15 protein-coding genes are annotated in these 17390 nt (G+C 54.2%); 9 read left to right on the top strand and 6 right to left on the bottom strand.

Features of this window, described 5'->3' with window-relative positions:
- The 5 genes from ABVN44_RS19745 to trmL all read left to right on the top strand — a co-directional run.
- Positions 1-2601 (top strand): YadA family autotransporter adhesin (locus tag ABVN44_RS19745; RefSeq protein ID WP_393920715.1); only part of this gene is annotated, 2601 nt, incomplete at its 5' end.
- Positions 2602-2899: 298 nt separating this feature from the next.
- Positions 2900-4555, top strand: coding sequence for an L-lactate permease (gene lldP / locus ABVN44_RS19740; protein WP_001055305.1), 1656 nt, complete (start codon positions 2900-2902; stop codon positions 4553-4555).
- Positions 4552-5328, top strand: coding sequence for a transcriptional regulator LldR (gene lldR / locus ABVN44_RS19735; protein WP_000636696.1), 777 nt, complete (start codon positions 4552-4554; stop codon positions 5326-5328). Before lldP ends, lldR begins: the two co-directional genes overlap by 4 nt.
- A complete protein-coding gene (gene lldD, locus ABVN44_RS19730; RefSeq protein ID WP_000586988.1) occupies positions 5325-6515 on the top strand; it encodes a quinone-dependent L-lactate dehydrogenase in 1191 nt (396 codons plus the stop codon). Before lldR ends, lldD begins: the two co-directional genes overlap by 4 nt.
- 63 nt (positions 6516-6578) lie before the next feature.
- The gene (gene trmL, locus ABVN44_RS19725; RefSeq protein ID WP_000932336.1) at positions 6579-7052 is read left to right on the top strand and encodes a tRNA (uridine(34)/cytosine(34)/5-carboxymethylaminomethyluridine(34)-2'-O)-methyltransferase TrmL; all 474 of its coding nucleotides are present in this window, start codon (positions 6579-6581) and stop codon (positions 7050-7052) included.
- A gap of 67 nt (positions 7053-7119) precedes the next feature.
- On the opposite strand, the gene ABVN44_RS19720 is transcribed toward trmL, so the two are convergent.
- Complete coding sequence (locus ABVN44_RS19720) at positions 7120-8124, bottom strand: LacI family DNA-binding transcriptional regulator (RefSeq protein ID WP_031619425.1); 1005 nt, start codon at positions 8122-8124, stop codon at positions 7120-7122.
- Between the two features lie 318 nt (positions 8125-8442).
- Between ABVN44_RS19720 and ABVN44_RS19715 the strand changes: the two genes are divergently transcribed.
- Complete coding sequence (locus tag ABVN44_RS19715) at positions 8443-9639, top strand: L-talarate/galactarate dehydratase (protein WP_023231693.1); 1197 nt, start codon at positions 8443-8445, stop codon at positions 9637-9639.
- Between the two features lie 73 nt (positions 9640-9712).
- Positions 9713-11023 carry an MFS transporter gene (locus ABVN44_RS19710; protein WP_001092104.1) on the top strand — a complete coding sequence of 437 codons (1311 nt, stop codon included), beginning with the start codon at positions 9713-9715 and terminating at the stop codon, positions 11021-11023.
- A gap of 82 nt (positions 11024-11105) precedes the next feature.
- Here the strand turns inward: ABVN44_RS19710 and cysE are convergent, their stop codons facing one another.
- The 5 genes from cysE to ABVN44_RS19685 all read right to left on the bottom strand — a co-directional run bounded on the left by cysE (position 11106) and on the right by ABVN44_RS19685 (position 14303).
- Positions 11106-11927, bottom strand: a complete 822-nt coding sequence (gene cysE / locus ABVN44_RS19705) for a serine O-acetyltransferase (protein WP_001112114.1) — start codon at positions 11925-11927, stop codon at positions 11106-11108.
- Between the two features lie 77 nt (positions 11928-12004).
- Positions 12005-13024 carry an NAD(P)H-dependent glycerol-3-phosphate dehydrogenase gene (gene gpsA, locus ABVN44_RS19700; RefSeq protein WP_001076596.1) on the bottom strand — a complete coding sequence of 340 codons (1020 nt, stop codon included), beginning with the start codon at positions 13022-13024 and terminating at the stop codon, positions 12005-12007.
- Positions 13024-13491: a protein-export chaperone SecB gene (gene secB, locus ABVN44_RS19695; RefSeq protein WP_000003370.1), complete on the bottom strand. Its 468-nt coding sequence runs from the start codon at positions 13489-13491 to the stop codon at positions 13024-13026. Before secB ends, gpsA begins: the two co-directional genes overlap by 1 nt.
- A gap of 43 nt (positions 13492-13534) precedes the next feature.
- Complete coding sequence (grxC, locus tag ABVN44_RS19690) at positions 13535-13786, bottom strand: glutaredoxin 3 (RefSeq protein ID WP_001273795.1); 252 nt, start codon at positions 13784-13786, stop codon at positions 13535-13537.
- A gap of 85 nt (positions 13787-13871) precedes the next feature.
- On the bottom strand, positions 13872-14303 hold the full coding sequence (locus ABVN44_RS19685) for a rhodanese-like domain-containing protein (protein ID WP_001156179.1): 432 nt from the start codon (positions 14301-14303) through the stop codon (positions 13872-13874).
- Positions 14304-14550: 247 nt separating this feature from the next.
- On the opposite strand from ABVN44_RS19685, the gene gpmM reads away from it, so the two are divergent.
- Both gpmM and envC read left to right on the top strand, forming a co-directional pair.
- Positions 14551-16095, top strand: a complete 1545-nt coding sequence (gene gpmM, locus ABVN44_RS19680) for a 2,3-bisphosphoglycerate-independent phosphoglycerate mutase (RefSeq protein WP_000116589.1) — start codon at positions 14551-14553, stop codon at positions 16093-16095.
- 33 nt (positions 16096-16128) lie between these two features.
- The gene (gene envC / locus ABVN44_RS19675; protein WP_231528403.1) at positions 16129-17388 is read left to right on the top strand and encodes a murein hydrolase activator EnvC; all 1260 of its coding nucleotides are present in this window, start codon (positions 16129-16131) and stop codon (positions 17386-17388) included.
- Positions 17389-17390 lie beyond the last annotated feature (2 nt).

The following is a 17390-nucleotide window of genomic DNA, read 5'->3' as shown; positions in this document are numbered from 1 at the left end:
AACGGTTCTCAGTTGAAAACCACCAACGACAACGTGGCAACCAACACCACTAATATCACCAACCTGACCGGCGATGTTGCTAACAACACCACCAATATCACTAATCTGACGAATGACGTTGCCGCCAACACCACCAGTATCACCAACCTGACTGATACGGTGACTAACCTTGGTGAAGATGCACTGAAATGGGATGACGCCTCAGGCGTATTCACCGCTGCACACGGCACCAATGCCACCAGCAAAATCACCAACGTCACCGCTGGAACAATCTCATCTACCAGTACCGACGCCGTTAACGGTGGACAACTCTTTAGCTTAAGTGATTCACTGGCTGACTATTTTGGCGGTAACGCCTCGGTTGATGAAAACGGTGTATTTACTGGCCCGTCCTACACCATCGGTAGCAACAGTTACGATAGCGTAGGTGATGCACTGGCGGCAATTAACACCTCCTTTAGCACTTCACTGGGCGACGCTCTGCTGTGGGATGAAACTGCAAGTGCATTCAGCGCCGGCCACGGTGGCAATGCCAGCAAAATTACCAATGTCGCAAACGGTGCTATTTCTGAAACCAGCACCGATGCCATCAATGGTGGACAACTCTATGGTGTGAGCAACTCTGTTGTTGATGCCCTGGGCGGCAATGCCACAGTAAATGCTGACGGTAGCATCAGTGCGCCGACTTACTCCATTGCCAACACCGATTACAATAACGTAGGTGATGCCCTGGACGCGATCGACTCCACCCTGGATGATGCGTTGCTCTGGGACGCAACCGCCGGTGAAAATGGTGCGTTCAGTGCCAGCCGCGACGGCAAAGCCAGCGTAATCACTAATGTTGCTAACGGTGATATTTCTGAAACCAGTACTGATGCGATTAATGGTTCCCAGTTGTTTGCCACCAACACCTTGATCAATCAGCAAAATGAGATCATCAACCAGATTGCCGGTAATACCAGCGAGACGTACATCGAAGAGAATGGCGCGGGTCTGAACTATGTGCGTACTAATGACACCGGCTTAACCTTTATTGATGCCAGCGCATCGGGTACTGGCGCTACGGCGGTGGGTTATAACGCTGCCGCTTCCGGCGAAAGCAGTGTCGCGATTGGTCAGAACAGCAGCAGTACCGTTGATACCGGTATTGCGCTGGGTAGCAGCTCTGTTTCCAGTCGTGTGATAGCCAAAAGCTCTCGTGAAACCAGCGTAACCGAAGATGGCGTGGTGATTGGCTACGACACTACTGACGGTGAACTGCTCGGCGCTCTGTCGATTGGTGATGATGGTAAGTACCGTCAGATCATTAACGTTGCCGATGGTACTGAAGCCCATGACGCCGTGACTGTACGTCAGTTACAAAATGCCATTGGTGCGGTCACTACTACACCGACCAAGTACTACCACGCAAACTCAACGGAAGAAGATTCACTGGCTGTCGGAACTGACTCACTGGCAATGGGTGCGAAGACCATCGTCAATGCTGATGCAGGTATTGGTATTGGTCTGAATACACTGGTGATGGCTGATGCCATCAACGGTATTGCTATCGGTTCTAACGCACGCGCCTACCATGCAAACAGTATTGCAATGGGTAATGGTTCTCAGACCACTCGCGGCGCACAGACTGACTACACCGCCTACAACATGGACACACCGCAGAACTCTGTCGGTGAGTTCTCTGTCGGCAGTGAAGACGGTCAACGTCAGATCACTAACGTCGCGGCGGGTTCGGCAGATACCGATGCCGTTAACGTGAGTCAATTGAAAGTCACCGACAGCCGTGTTGCCGCGAATACCGAAAGCATCAATAACCTGAACACGCAGGTGAGTAGTCTTGATACTCGCGTCACCAATATTGAAAACGGTATTGGCGATATCGTCACTACCGGTAGCACCAAGTACTTCAAGACCAACACCGATGGCGCAGATGCAAATGCCCAGGGGGCGGACAGCGTCGCGATTGGCTCTGGCTCTATTGCTGCCGCTGAAAACAGCGTGGCGTTAGGCACAAATTCAGTCGCAGATGAAGCTAATACTGTGTCTGTTGGCTCTTCTACTCAGCAACGTCGTATTACCAACGTTGCCGCAGGGGTGAACAACACTGACGCGGTTAATGTGGCGCAACTGAAAGCCTCAGAAGCAGGCTCCGTGCGTTATGAAACCAATGCAGATGGCTCGGTTAACTATAGCGTGCTCAACCTGGGAGACGGGAGTGGCGGCACCACTCGGATCGGCAATGTTTCAGCGGCGGTGAATGATACGGATGCGGTTAACTATGCGCAATTGAAACGCAGCGTCGAAGAAGCAAACACCTATACCGACCAGAAAATGGGGGAAATGAACAGCAAAATCAAAGGCGTAGAAAACAAGATGAGCGGCGGTATCGCTTCAGCGATGGCGATGGCCGGTCTGCCACAAGCCTACGCCCCGGGCGCCAACATGACCTCGATTGCTGGCGGTACGTTTAATGGTGAAAGTGCCGTCGCCATTGGTGTCTCCATGGTAAGTGAAAGCGGGGGCTGGGTGTATAAACTGCAAGGAACCAGCAACAGCCAGGGCGATTACTCTGCAGCCATTGGCGCGGGCTTCCAGTGGTAATGAAGTAACAACACTCCCGACATCAAAGGCAATGGCATAATGCCATTGCCTTTTCACTTCCCTTTGTGGTCCTCTCCTCTCAATTGGCCCTACCAATTTTAGCCAGTTACCACAGCCTACTCACATTTCACTAAATTAACTCTACAATACCGTTGCCAATAAATAACATCTGGTTAACTATTTGTTGTCATTATCCATACACAACAATATTGGCAGGACCACTTTTACACATAATGTGACCCCAACGAGATGAGCAAAGATTCATCCCATTATGCGTGTGGTTCTCAGGAGACCTGCAATGAACCTCTGGCAACAAAACTATGACCCGGCGGGTAACATCTGGCTTTCCAGCCTGATCGCATCGCTCCCAATCCTGTTCTTTTTCTTCGCCCTGATTAAACTCAAGCTGAAAGGCTACGTTGCCGCTTCGTGGACGGTGGTTATCGCGCTCGCCGTCGCGCTGCTGTTCTATAAAATGCCGGTCGATCACGCGCTGGCATCGGTCGTGTATGGCTTCTTCTACGGGCTATGGCCGATTGCCTGGATAATCATCGCCGCGGTCTTCGTCTATAAAATTTCGGTCAAGACCGGGCAATTCGACATCATCCGTTCATCAATACTCTCCATTACCCCGGACCAGCGTCTGCAAATGCTGATTGTCGGCTTCTGCTTCGGCGCGTTTCTTGAAGGCGCAGCAGGTTTTGGCGCGCCGGTGGCGATAACCGCCGCGCTGCTGGTGGGTCTGGGCTTTAATCCGCTGTATGCGGCAGGGCTGTGCCTGATTGTAAACACCGCGCCAGTCGCCTTTGGCGCGATGGGGATCCCGATTCTGGTTGCCGGACAGGTCACGGGCCTGGACAGCTTTGAAATCGGTCAGATGGTCGGTCGTCAGCTACCGTTCCTGACCATTATCGTCCTGTTCTGGATTATGGCGATTATGGACGGCTGGCGCGGCGTGAAAGAAACCTGGCCTGCGGTGATGGTCGCTGGCGGCTCGTTTGCTATCGCCCAGTATCTCAGCTCCAACTTTATCGGGCCGGAACTGCCGGACATCATCTCTTCACTGGTGTCTCTGGTGTGTCTGACGCTGTTCCTCAAACGCTGGCAGCCGGTACGCATCTTCCGCTTCGGCGATATGGGCGCGTCGCAGGTCGATCAGACGCTGGCCCGCACCCGCTATACGACAGGGCAAATTGTTCGCGCCTGGTCGCCGTTTCTGTTCCTGACCGCCACGGTCACTCTCTGGAGCGTACCGCCGTTTAAAGCGTTGTTTGCCCCCGGCGGCGCGCTGTATGACTGGGTAATTAACGTTCCGGTACCGTATCTCGATAAACTGGTCGCCCGTATGCCGCCGGTCGTACACGAAGCGACCGCTTACGCGGCGGTGTATAAATTTGACTGGTTCTCCGCCACCGGCACGGCGATCCTGTTTGCCGCGCTGTTGTCTATCGTCTGGCTGAAAATGAAACCCTCAGCCGCAATCCAGACCTTTGGCAGCACGCTGAAAGAGCTGGCGTTGCCGATTTACTCCATCGGCATGGTGCTGGCGTTCGCGTTTATCTCGAACTATTCCGGGCTTTCTTCCACGCTGGCGTTAGCGCTGGCGCACACCGGCAGCGCCTTCACGTTCTTCTCGCCGTTCCTCGGCTGGCTGGGGGTATTCCTGACCGGCTCGGATACCTCATCTAACGCGCTGTTTGCCTCTCTACAGGCTACCGCGGCGCAGCAAATCGGCGTCTCTGATGTACTGATGGTGGCGGCGAACACCACTGGAGGCGTAACCGGGAAGATGATCTCGCCGCAGTCTATCGCCATCGCCTGCGCGGCGGTGGGACTGGTAGGGAAAGAGTCCGATCTGTTCCGTTTTACCGTCAAACACAGCCTGATCTTCACCTGTATGGTGGGCGTGATCACTACGCTTCAGGCCTATGTTTTAACCTGGATGATTCCGTGATTGTGATGCCAAAACGCCTGTCAGACGAGATTGCCTCTCGCGTGCGGGCGCTGATTGAAGAACAAAACCTGGAAGCGGGCATGAAATTGCCCGCCGAGCGCCAGTTGGCTCTACAGCTTGGCGTATCACGCAACTCTTTACGCGAAGCGCTGGCGAAGCTGGTCAGTGAAGGCGTGCTGGTGAGTCGTCGCGGCGGCGGGACATTTGTCCGCTGGCAGCACGAAACCTGGTCTGAACAGAATATCGTGCAACCGCTGAAAATGCTGATGGCGAACGATCCGGACTACAGTTTCGACATTCTGGAGGCCCGCCACGCCATTGAAGCCAGTACGGCCTGGCACGCCGCCATGCGTGCCACTGCTGCCGACAAAGAGAAAATCAGACTCTGCTTTGATGCGACGCTCAGCGAAGACCCGGATCTCGCCTCCCAGGCCGACGTGCGCTTTCATCTGGCGATCGCGGAAGCCTCGCACAATGTGGTGCTGTTGCAAACCATGCGCGGTTTCTTCGACGTCCTGCAATCCTCCGTCAAACAGAGTCGCCAGCGTATGTATCTCGTTCCGCCCGTATTCTCAAAGCTGACGGAACAACACCAGGCGGTGATGGACGCCATTCTGGACGGTAACGCCGAGGGCGCGCGTAAAGCGATGATGGCGCACCTCAGTTTTGTCCACACTACGATTAAACGATTTGATGAAGACCAGGCCCGCCAGGCGCGTATTACCCGCCTGCCCGGCGACCATAATGAGATGACCAGGGAGAATAAATCATGATTATTTCAGCAGCCAGCGATTATCGCGCCGCAGCTCAGCGCACGTTGCCTCCTTTCCTCTTCCACTACATCGACGGCGGCGCGTATGCGGAATATACCCTGCGCCGAAATGTGGAAGACCTGTCGCAAGTCGCTCTGCGCCAGCGCGTGCTGAAAAATATGTCCGATTTAAGCCTGGAAACGACCCTGTTTAACGAAACGTTGTCGATGCCGGTGGCATTAGCGCCGGTAGGCCTGTGCGGCATGTACGCCCGTCGCGGCGAAGTACAGGCCGCCGCCGCCGCAGACGCAAAGGGCATTCCGTTCACCCTTTCCACCGTCTCCGTCTGTCCGATAGAAGAAGTTGCACCAACCATTAAGCGCCCGATGTGGTTCCAGCTTTATGTGCTGCGTGACCGGGGCTTTATGCGCAACGCGCTTGAACGTGCGAAAGCGGCGGGCTGCTCCACGCTGGTCTTTACCGTGGATATGCCAACGCCGGGCGCGCGCTACCGTGACGCCCACTCCGGGATGAGCGGCCCAAACGCGGCCATGCGCCGTTACTGGCAGGCGGTGATGCACCCTAAATGGGCGTGGGATGTCGGCCTGAACGGTCGCCCGCATGATTTAGGCAATATTTCCGCCTATCTGGGTAAACCGACCGGCCTTGAGGACTATATCGGCTGGCTGGCAAATAACTTCGATCCGTCCATCTCCTGGAAAGACCTGGAGTGGATACGCGAATTCTGGGACGGCCCAATGGTGATCAAAGGGATCCTCGATCCAGAAGATGCCCGCGATGCGGTACGTTTCGGCGCTGACGGTATCGTGGTGTCGAATCACGGCGGCCGCCAGCTCGATGGCGTGCTCTCTTCCGCCCGCGCCCTGCCCGCCATTGCCGATGCGGTGAAAGGCGATATCGCCATTCTGGCGGATAGCGGGATTCGTAACGGGCTGGATGTCGTGCGTATGATTGCGTTGGGGGCCGATACCGTACTGCTGGGTCGGGCCTATCTCTACGCGCTGGCGACGGCAGGAAAAGCGGGTGTCGCCAATCTGCTGGACCTGATCGAGAAAGAGATGAAAGTCGCCATGACCCTGACCGGCGCGAAATCTATTAGCGAAATCAGTGGCGATTCACTGGTGCAGGAACTGGGGAAAAGTTTGCCCGCCGCGCTGGCGCCAATGAGCAAAGGCGATGCCGCCTGAACGCCTGGCGCGTGAGAGCCCGGTAAATTTCTGCTATTCTGCCCCCGCATTTAAGGGGGCATCATGCTTAACATCGTACTCTTCGAACCAGAAATCCCGCCGAATACCGGCAACATCATTCGTCTTTGCGCCAATACCGGCTTTCGTCTGCACATCATCGAACCGATGGGGTTTACCTGGGATGATAAGCGCTTACGCCGCGCAGGGCTGGACTATCACGAATTCGCCGCGGTTCAGCGCCATCACGATTATGCCGCCTTTGTCGCCGCCGAAAATCCACAGCGCCTGTTTGCGTTGACGACAAAGGGCACGCCCGCCCATAGCGCCGTAAGCTATCAGGATGGCGATTATTTGATGTTTGGCCCGGAAACGCGCGGCCTGCCCGCCAGCATTCTCGATGCGTTGCCTAAAGAGCAGAAGATTCGCATTCCGATGATGCCGGATAGCCGTAGCATGAACCTGTCGAATGCGGTGTCGGTGGTGGTGTATGAAGCGTGGCGCCAGTTAGGATACTCCGGCGCGGTATTACGGTCGTAATATATTCAATGCCGGATGGCAGCTGACGCCTGATCCGGCCTGGCCGATCCCGATGGCATGTTCCCGTTTATGCGGACTCTCGCTCAATCAAATGAAAGCCAATATCCACAATAGCTTCTGCGCACGGTTTCTGTTCAATACGATCGGCCAACAGCGTAGCGGCGCGCTGGCCAATGGCGCGTCTGTCAACGCTTACGGTAGTAATTGACGGTCGATTGCTGGCGGCAAAATCAAGATCGCCAAAACCAATAACCGCTAAATCATGCGGGATGCGCAAACCACGGCTTTCCGCCTCCATCATCGCCCCCTGTGCCAGGGTATCAGAACTGCAAACAATGACATCAAACGTCCCTTCGTCAAAAAGCTGGCTTAAACCTCTGCGCCCCAGCGAAAGCGATGCCGGAAGGGGGACATCTACCTGCGGTACGGCATGAATAGCGTGGCGTTGAAGAACACTACATAACCCCTGCTTGCGTTGCGCGGCTCGGCGATCGGCGGTCCACAACAAGCCGGGACGACGATAGCCCTTACTCAGAAGATACTCCCCCGTCGCCTGCCCGACTTTTTCATGGGAAAAACCGACCAGCATATCAAGCGGCGTGGGCGTTAAGTCCCAAATTTCCACCACCGGAATAGCCGCGTTCAGGATGACCTTTTTCAGTTCTATCGTGTGATGGATCCCGGTAAGCACCACGCCATCGGGGCGGCGGGAAAGCAGTGTCGCCACCAACTCCGCTTCCGTTTGTTCGGTATATCCCGCCACGCACAGCAATATGTGATATCCGCGTCGGGCCAGTTCATCGCTCAGCGACTGGATGGTATCGACAAACATGTTGTTGTTAATTTGCGGCACGACGACAGCGATTAATTTACTCCGTCGCGACGCCAGACCACCGGCTAACGCGTTGGGTATGTAGCCTGTGACGCGAACCGCCTGCATGACTTTCTCAACCGTTTTGGGGCGAACCAGTTGTGGCGAATTCAATGCCCGGCTGACTGTCATCGGAGACAGCCCGGCGCTACGTGCTACATCTTCCAGCGTCGGCGCACGAGGTGATTTGGTTCTCTTCACGTCTGATGCCCCTGCAAAGATTGGCTGATTTATCCGCGCATTATTCATCATGCCTGCGGCTATTGCCAGCTTCGCATCAGGAAAGGCCGTAAATACAGTAGCTTATCAAGCTCAGTCATTACAAAATGATAGCGCCATCATTTTGTATTATGCATTTCCCCAGATATTTTTGGATCGTGATCCATTTTGCAATAAATCCTGCTTTTTATACGACATATGTGATCAAATGTTCAAATCAACATCAACTTTCTGGATCCTGCGTTCGCTTAATAATAAAAATGTTAGCGCAATCATTTTGTGATTATCAGGAGAAAAAAAATGGCTTTAAGCGCGAATTCCGACGCCGTAACGTATGCAAAAGCGGCGAATACCAGAACCGCGGCAGAAACCGGCGATCGTATCGAATGGGTGAAGCTATCACTGGCTTTTCTACCGCTGGCGACGCCAGTGAGTGACGCGAAGGTACTGACCGGGCGCCAGAAACCTTTGACCGAAGTGGCAATCATCATTGCCGAAATCCGCAGTCGCGACGGCTTTGAGGGCGTTGGTTTTAGCTACTCCAAACGTGCTGGCGGCCAGGGTATTTATGCTCACGCCAAAGAGATAGCCGATAATCTACTGGGCGAAGATCCCAATGATATCGACAAAATATACACCAAGCTGCTGTGGGCCGGAGCCTCGGTGGGGCGTAGCGGGATGGCGGTACAGGCTATCTCCCCTATCGATATCGCCTTATGGGATATGAAGGCTAAACGTGCCGGTCTGCCACTGGCAAAACTGTTGGGCGCGCACCGCGACTCCGTTCAGTGTTACAACACCTCAGGGGGGTTCTTGCATACACCGCTCGATCAAGTGCTGAAAAATGTGGTGATTTCCCGCGAAAATGGCATTGGCGGTATTAAGTTGAAAGTCGGACAACCCAACTGCGCTGAGGATATTCGCCGCTTAACCGCAGTACGTGAAGCGCTTGGGGATGAGTTCCCGTTAATGGTTGACGCTAACCAGCAGTGGGATCGCGAAACGGCTATCCGCATGGGGCGTAAAATGGAACAGTTCAATCTTATCTGGATTGAAGAACCATTAGATGCTTACGACATCGAAGGCCACGCCCAGCTTGCTACCGCGCTGGATACGCCTATCGCCACCGGGGAAATGCTGACCAGTTTCCGGGAACACGAGCAGTTGATTCTGGGCAATGCCAGCGATTTCGTTCAGCCAGATGCGCCGCGTGTCGGCGGTATCTCTCCGTTCCTGAAGATTATGGATCTGGCGGCGAAACACGGGCGTAAGCTGGCGCCGCACTTTGCGATGGAAGTACACCTGCACCTTTCCGCAGCGTATCCCCTGGAGCCGTGGCTGGAACATTTCGAGTGGCTGAACCCATTATTCAACGAGCAACTTGAGCTGCGCGATGGCCGCATGTGGATTTCCGATCGTCATGGTCTGGGTTTCACGCTCAGTGAACAAGCGCGCCGCTGGACACAATTAACATGTGAATTTGGCAAACGCCCTTAACCCGACTGGCGGGAATCCGTCCCGCCTCTCTTACCTTACAGGATGCATTCTGCCCTTATCTGAGGAGTAGATAATGAACACAATAATAAAGCGCACAAAAGTGCGTCATACCATTCTTATATTTTTATTTCTTGCTACCGTATTTAATTATGCGGATCGCGCAACTCTATCCGTAGTTGCCCCAATAATGAGTAAAGAATTAGGTTTTGATCCGGAAGCGATGGGCCTGGCCTTCTCCTCATTTGGTATCGCCTATGTCATTATGCAACTACCCGGTGGTTGGCTATTAGACCGCTACGGTTCACGACTGGTTTACGGTTGCGCATTGATTGGCTGGTCGTTAGTAACCATGTTTCAGGGAACGATCTATCTGTATGGCAGCCCATTAATTGTACTGGTTATTCTACGTCTGCTGATGGGCGCGATTGAAGCGCCTGCCTTTCCGGCGAACAGTCGTTTAAGCGTACAATGGTTTCCCAATAATGAACGAGGTTTCGTTACTTCAGTTTATCAGGCTGCGCAATATATCTCGCTGGGCATTATCACCCCGCTAATGACGATCATTCTGCATAATTTAAGCTGGCATTTTGTCTTCTATTATATTGGCGCTATTGGCGTGATGCTCGGTATATTCTGGTTAATGAAAGTCAAAGATCCGATGCACCATCCAAAAGTTAATCAAGCGGAAATTGACTATATTCGTAGCGGTGGTGGCGAGCCCTCTCTGGGCTGTAAAAAGGAGCCGCAGAAAATAACGTTCGCGCAGATTAAAACCGTCTGTGTTAACCGGATGATGATCGGTGTTTACATCGGGCAATTCTGCGTCACCTCTATCACCTGGTTCTTCCTGACCTGGTTCCCGACCTACCTGTACCAGGCGAAAGGCATGTCGATTCTGAAAGTCGGTTTTGTGGCCAGTATTCCAGCCATTGCCGGTTTTATTGGCGGCCTGCTCGGCGGCGTGTTCTCCGACTGGCTGCTCAAACGCGGCTATAGCCTTACCGTCGCGCGGAAGCTGCCTGTTATCTGCGGTATGTTGCTCTCTTGCGTAATAGTGATCGCCAACTACACCTCTTCAGAATTTGTGGTCATTGCGGCGATGAGTCTGGCCTTTTTTGCCAAAGGGTTTGGTAACCTGGGCTGGTGCGTACTCAGCGATACCTCGCCGAAGGAAGTTCTGGGTATTGCCGGCGGCGTATTTAACATGTGCGGCAATATGGCAAGCATCGTTACGCCACTGGTCATCGGCGTGATTCTTGCCAATACTCAGTCGTTCGACTTTGCCATTTTATACGTTGGCTCGATGGGACTTATTGGTCTCATTTCATATCTGTTTATCGTCGGCCCGCTGGATCGCATCACGCTGACATCATCCGCAGCCTGATTGTCCACATTGCGAATTCTTCGCTCCGCTGTTCCGGGATTGCACTCCATCGGAACAGCGTTTTTTAGTTGTACCGCGCAATTCAGATGCCGTCGCCATACTCAAACGTATGGTGTAGCCCGTTGAAATGCTGGTCCATATCCATCGACGGCTTATCGCTGCCCGGCTTGCCGACAATACGCGCCGGAACGCCTGCGGCGGTAGTGTGCGGCGGGACAGGCTGTAAAACGACGGAACCTGCGCCAATTTTCGCGCCGCGCCCCACCTCGATATTGCCGAGAATTTTCGCGCCCGCGCCAATCATCACGCCTTCGCGGATTTTAGGATGACGATCGCCGCTCGTTTTCCCGGTACCGCCCAGGGTGACGGATTGCAGGATCGACACATCATCCTCAATAACCGCCGTCTCCCCCACCACAATACCGGTGGCATGGTCGAGCATAATCCCGCGGCCAATTTTCGCTGCCGGGTGAATATCTACCTGAAACGAGACCGAAACCTGATTTTGCAGGAAGATAGCCAGCGCGCGGCGACCTTTATTCCACAACCAGTGACCAATGCGGTAGGCCTGTAGCGCATGAAAGCCTTTCAGATATAACAGCGGCGTGGAGTATTTATCCACCGCCGGATCACGAGTGCGCACGGCCTGAATATCGCAGGCTGCCGACGCGATCATTTCCGGGTCGGCGGCATAGGCTTCTTCAACTACTTCACGGATAGCGATAGCGGGCATGATGGGCGACGCCAGTTTATTTGCCAGCATATAGCTCAGCGCGCTGCCCAGATTTTCATGCTTGAGTAGCGTGGCGTGATAAAAACTGGCCAACATAGGCTCACAGTCAGCTAAAGCGCGGGCTTCAGCTTTAATATTCTTCCAGACGATTTCCAGTTCTTCACACGGCATGGCTTACTCCAGACGGGCAGAAAACGACCAACCCGTTCTGTGCGGGTTGGGTCGTTTATGCAAACAGTTCCTTACGGCTAGTGGCGACTCAGCTCTTCCTTGCGGGCGCGACCTAATAACGTTAATGCTGCCTCGCGCGCGTTTTTTCCGCAATACAATACTTGATAAATTTCCTCGGTTATTGGCATTTCAACACCAAAACGGTGCGCCAATTCACGAACTTCTTTCGTATTGCGATAGCCTTCGACCACCTGGCCAATCTTATCCTGCGCGCCTTTAACGTCCATGCCCTGGCCAAGCATCATGCCAAAACGACGGTTGCGCGACTGGTTGTCGGTACAGGTCAGCACCAGATCGCCTAAACCCGCCATCCCCATAAAGGTGGCGGGATCGGCGCCAAGCGCTGCGCCAAGCCGCGACATTTCGGTCAGCCCACGCGTGATTAGCGCCGTGCGGGCGTTCGCGCCGAAGCCGATGCCGTCAGACATCCCCGCGCCAATCGCAATCACGTTTTTCACCGCGCCGCCAAGCTGCACGCCGATAAAATCCGCATTGATATAGACGCGAAAACTTTTTCCGCAGTGCAACAGTTGCTGGAGATCGTCGGCAAAGGTCTCATCGGTTGAGGCCAGCGAGATTGCCGTCGGCAAACCCGCCGCCAGCTCTTTAGCGAACGTCGGACCGGAAATCACCGCCAGCGGGATTTGATCGCCTAACGCCTCGCGAGCGACATCCTGCAACAGGCGCCCCGTTTCCGCTTCCAGGCCTTTGGTCGCCCATACCAGACGCGCATCCGGACGCATCAGCGGTTTAATCTGCCGCAGCACGTCGCTGAAAACATGGCTTGGCACCACCACCAGAATGTTACGACTGGCCGCCAGCGCGGTTGCTAAGTCGCTTTCCAGGTGTAACGTATCGGGAAAAGGCACATCGGGAAGGAACGCGACGTTGCAGCGATCGTGCTCCAGGGTCGCGATATGTTTTGGATCGTGGCCCCACAGGACAACCTGGTGGCCGTTTCTCGCCAGAGTGATGGCAAGAGCGGTGCCGTACGAGCCGGCACCGATGACTGTCATTGACGCATTACTTTGGTTCATCAGGCATCCTGATGTTCTTCAGTACCTTCGCCAGCCTGCTGCTGCAAATAGTTCATGAACAGCGCATCAAAGTTGACCGGCGCAAGGTTCAGTTGCGGGAACGTACCGCGTGAAACCAGGCTGGTGATGCACTCGCGAGCATACGGGAACAGAATGTTCGGGCAGTATGCACCCAGGCAATGCGCCATCTGAGTACCTTCAATACCGCTGATGGAGAAAATACCGGCCTGCTGAACTTCGCACAGGAACGCGGTTTCTTCCCCCAGGGAAGCCGTTACGGTAACACGCAGCACAACTTCATAAACGTCATCCGCCAGTTGGGAAGATGCCGTATCAAGATCCAGTTTAACCTCTGGCTGCCAATCTTTCTGGAAAACATGCGGTGCGTTTGGCGCTTCGAAAGAAACATCCTTGGTATAGATACGTTGGATCTGGAAAGCCATTTCAGTGTTATTTTGTTCTGACATGTGTAAAACCCTTTAGTGTTGTCCTTAAATACTTGAGTACGCCTTAACGCAACAGCGGATCCAGTCCACCACGCGCATCCAGCGCATACAAGTCGTCACAACCGCCAATGTGCTGTGCATCAATAAAAATTTGCGGAACCGTCGTTCGGCCACTACGTTTGATCATCTCTTCACGCTTCACGGCGTCGCCGTCAATCGCAATTTCCTGGAAACTCACGCCCTTGCTGTTTAACAGCGCCTTTGCACGATGGCAAAACGGGCAGGTTGCTTTGGTGTAGATTTCAATATTGGCCATGACTTCGCTCCTGTTTTTTACCCGATGGATTTCATGTCGACGCAAAGGCAAGTCATTCCCCTTGCGCCATGAAAACGACGGGTAATCACTTACCGCGCACCAGAGGCAGATTCTCGCCGCTCCAGCCTGCTACGCCTTCTTTCAACACAAAGACCTTTTCAAAGCCGGCTTTTGTCAGCGCGTTAGCGGATTCCTGGCACTGCATACCAGAACCGTCGACCACGATAATCGGCTTGTCTTTGTGCTTTTCCAGTTCGCCAACATTGTTGGCTTTGATTTCGCTCGGCAGCAAATTGGTCGCGCCAGCGATATGGCCTTTACGGAAATCGTCACGTTGACGTAAATCCACAACAACGGCGTCCTCTTTGTTGATAAGGCGCGTGGCTTCGCCGCGTGTAATCACCTTAACTTTTGAAGTCAGACCTTTGAACGTGGTAAATAAAACCGCCACCAGTAACGCAATCCAGGCGATACTCAGTATGGGATGACGGCCAACAAATTGCATAATTTCTTGCATGGGGGGTAACAACTCCCGACGTAGTGATTAAAAAACCAGGAAAGGAGTATACCTGTGCAGTGGCGCAAATACAGCCAGAGCGTGCACTGGAATGCATTTTTGCGGGGCGCTACGAAAAAAAATCACGCTATTACTTGCCTTCTCACGCCAGCGCGATCCCTTTCTTTGATCTTCTGAGGCTATTTTATCGATTCAGCTGTAGTAAAATTACGCAATTATTTTGTCTATTGAGTATGAGGTTGTCGCAATGTCGGTTTCTAAAAAACCTATGGTACTGGTGATTCTGGATGGCTACGGCTACCGTGAAGAACAGCAGGATAACGCTATCTTAAACGCCAAAACCCCGGTGATGGATGCTCTGTGGGCAAAACGTCCGCATACCCTGATCGACGCATCCGGTCTGGAAGTGGGTCTGCCTGACCGCCAGATGGGCAACTCCGAAGTGGGCCACGTTAACCTGGGCGCAGGTCGCATCGTTTATCAGGACCTGACGCGTCTGGACGTTGAAATTAAAGAACGTACTTTCTTTGCTAACTCAGTCCTGACCAATGCGGTAGACCAGGCGAAAAACGCCGGTAAAGCGGTTCATATTATGGGTCTGCTGTCCGCGGGCGGCGTCCACAGCCACGAAGATCACATTATGGCGATGGTGGAACTGGCCGCAGAGCGCGGCGCAGAAAAAATCTATCTGCACGCCTTCCTCGACGGTCGCGACACGCCGCCGCGCAGCGCTGAAGCCTCGCTGAAAAAATTCGAAGACAAATTCGCCGCGCTGGGCAAAGGCCGCGTGGCGTCTATCGTCGGTCGTTACTACGCTATGGACCGCGACAACCGTTGGGATCGCGTGGAAAAAGCGTATGATCTGATGACCCTGGCCCAGGGCGAATTCCAGGCGGATACCGCTGTGGCTGGCCTGCAGGCCGCTTACGCTCGTGATGAAAACGATGAGTTTGTCAAAGCGACCGTTATCCGCGCCGAGGGCCAGGCTGATGCGGCGATGGAAGACGGCGACACGCTGATTTTCATGAACTTCCGCGCTGACCGCGCGCGCGAAATTACCCGCGCTTTCGTTAACGCTGATTTCGACGGCTTTGCGCGTAAGAAAGTGGTTAATCTGAACTTCGTGATGCTGACCGAATACGCCGCCGATATCAAAACTGCCGTTGCCTACCCACCAGCGTCGCTGGCGAATACCTTTGGCGAATGGATGGCGAAAAACGACAAAACTCAGCTGCGTATTTCCGAAACGGAAAAATATGCGCACGTAACCTTTTTCTTTAACGGCGGCGTAGAAGAACCGTTTGCTGGTGAAGAGCGCATTCTGATCAACTCCCCGAAAGTGGCCACTTATGACCTGCAACCGGAAATGAGCTCTGCAGAATTGACTGAAAAATTGGTCGCGGCGATCGAAAGCGGTAAGTACGACACCATCATTTGTAACTATCCAAACGGCGATATGGTCGGTCATACCGGCGTGATGGAAGCCGCCATCAAAGCGGTGGAAGCGTTGGATAACTGCATTGAACAGGTAACAAAAGCGGTTGAGTCCGTTGGTGGACAACTGTTGATTACCGCGGACCACGGCAACGCGGAGCAGATGCGCGATCCGGCGACCGGTCAGGCGCATACCGCCCACACCAACCTGCCGGTGCCGCTGATTTATGTCGGCGAGAAAAACGTGAAGGCGGTCGAAGGCGGCAAACTTTCAGACATTGCGCCTACCATGCTGTCGCTGATGGGGATGGAAATCCCGCAAGAGATGACTGGTAAGCCGCTGTTCATCGTGGAATAATCCCTCCCCATGAGGGGAAAGGCGATTAACACCATTCAACAGGCCGTGAAACCAAGAACGTTTTCAGTCAGGCCTTTGTTCTACGCCAGCGTACTTAGCGCTGGCGTATTGTTGTGCGCCTTTTTCGCCCACGCGGATGACCGCGATCAACTCAAATCTATTCAGGCCGATATCGCCGCGAAAGAACGCGACGTACGCCAGCAGCAGCAACAACGCGCCAGCCTCCTGGCACAACTTAAAGCCCAGGAAGAGGCCATCTCGGCCGCAGCACGTAAGCTGCGCGAAACGCAAAGCACCCTGGATCAGTTAAACGCGCAAATTGATGAGATGAACGCCTCAATTGCCAAACTGGAGCAGCAAAAAGCCAGCCAGGAGCGTAATCTCGCCGCACAGTTGGACGCCGCTTTCCGCCAGGGCGAACACACCGGCATTCAGCTTATTCTTAGCGGAGAAGAAAGCCAGCGTGGGCAACGCCTGCAGGCCTACTTCGGCTATCTGAACCAGGCGCGCCAGGAGACTATCGCCGAACTGAAACAGACTCGCGAACAGGTCGCCACGCAAAAAGCCGAGCTGGAAGAGAAGCAAAGCCAACAACAAACGTTGCTGTATGAACAGCGCGCTCAGCAGGCGAAGCTGGAACAGGCGCGTAATGAACGTAAGAAAACGCTTGCCGGACTGGAGTCGTCTATTCAGCAAGGCCAGCAACAGTTAAGCGAACTACGCGCCAACGAATCACGCCTACGCAACAGTATCGCGCGGGCGGAAGCGGCGGCCAAAGCGCGAGCGGAGCGTGAAGCCCGCGAAGCGCAGGCGGTACGCGATAAGCAGCAGGAAGCCTCGCGTAAAGGCAGCACCTATAAGCCGACGGAAAGCGAGCGTTCGCTAATGTCCCGCACCGGCGGTCTGGGCGCGCCACGCGGTCAGGCATACTGGCCGGTACGCGGCCCGATATTACATCGCTATGGCGAACGGCTGCAGGGTGAGCTACGTTGGAAGGGGATGGTGATCGGCGCGTCGGAAGGCACCGAGGTCAAAGCCATCGCCGACGGCAGGGTGATTCTGGCGGACTGGCTGCAAGGCTATGGCCTGGTGGTGGTCGTGGAGCATGGTAAAGGCGATATGAGCCTTTACGGCTATAACCAGAGCGCTCTGGTCAGCGTAGGCGCGCAGGTGCGCGCCGGACAACCTATCGCCCTTGTGGGCAGTAGCGGCGGTCAGGGCAGACCTTCGCTTTATTTCGAAATTCGTCGCCAGGGTCAGGCCGTCAATCCACAGCCGTGGTTGGGAAGATAAGT

It is taken from the genome of Salmonella sp. SJTUF15570 (assembly GCF_043357055.1).
GTDB lineage: Bacteria > Pseudomonadota > Gammaproteobacteria > Enterobacterales > Enterobacteriaceae > Salmonella > Salmonella enterica.
This window is presented reverse-complemented; position numbering and strand designations above follow the sequence as displayed.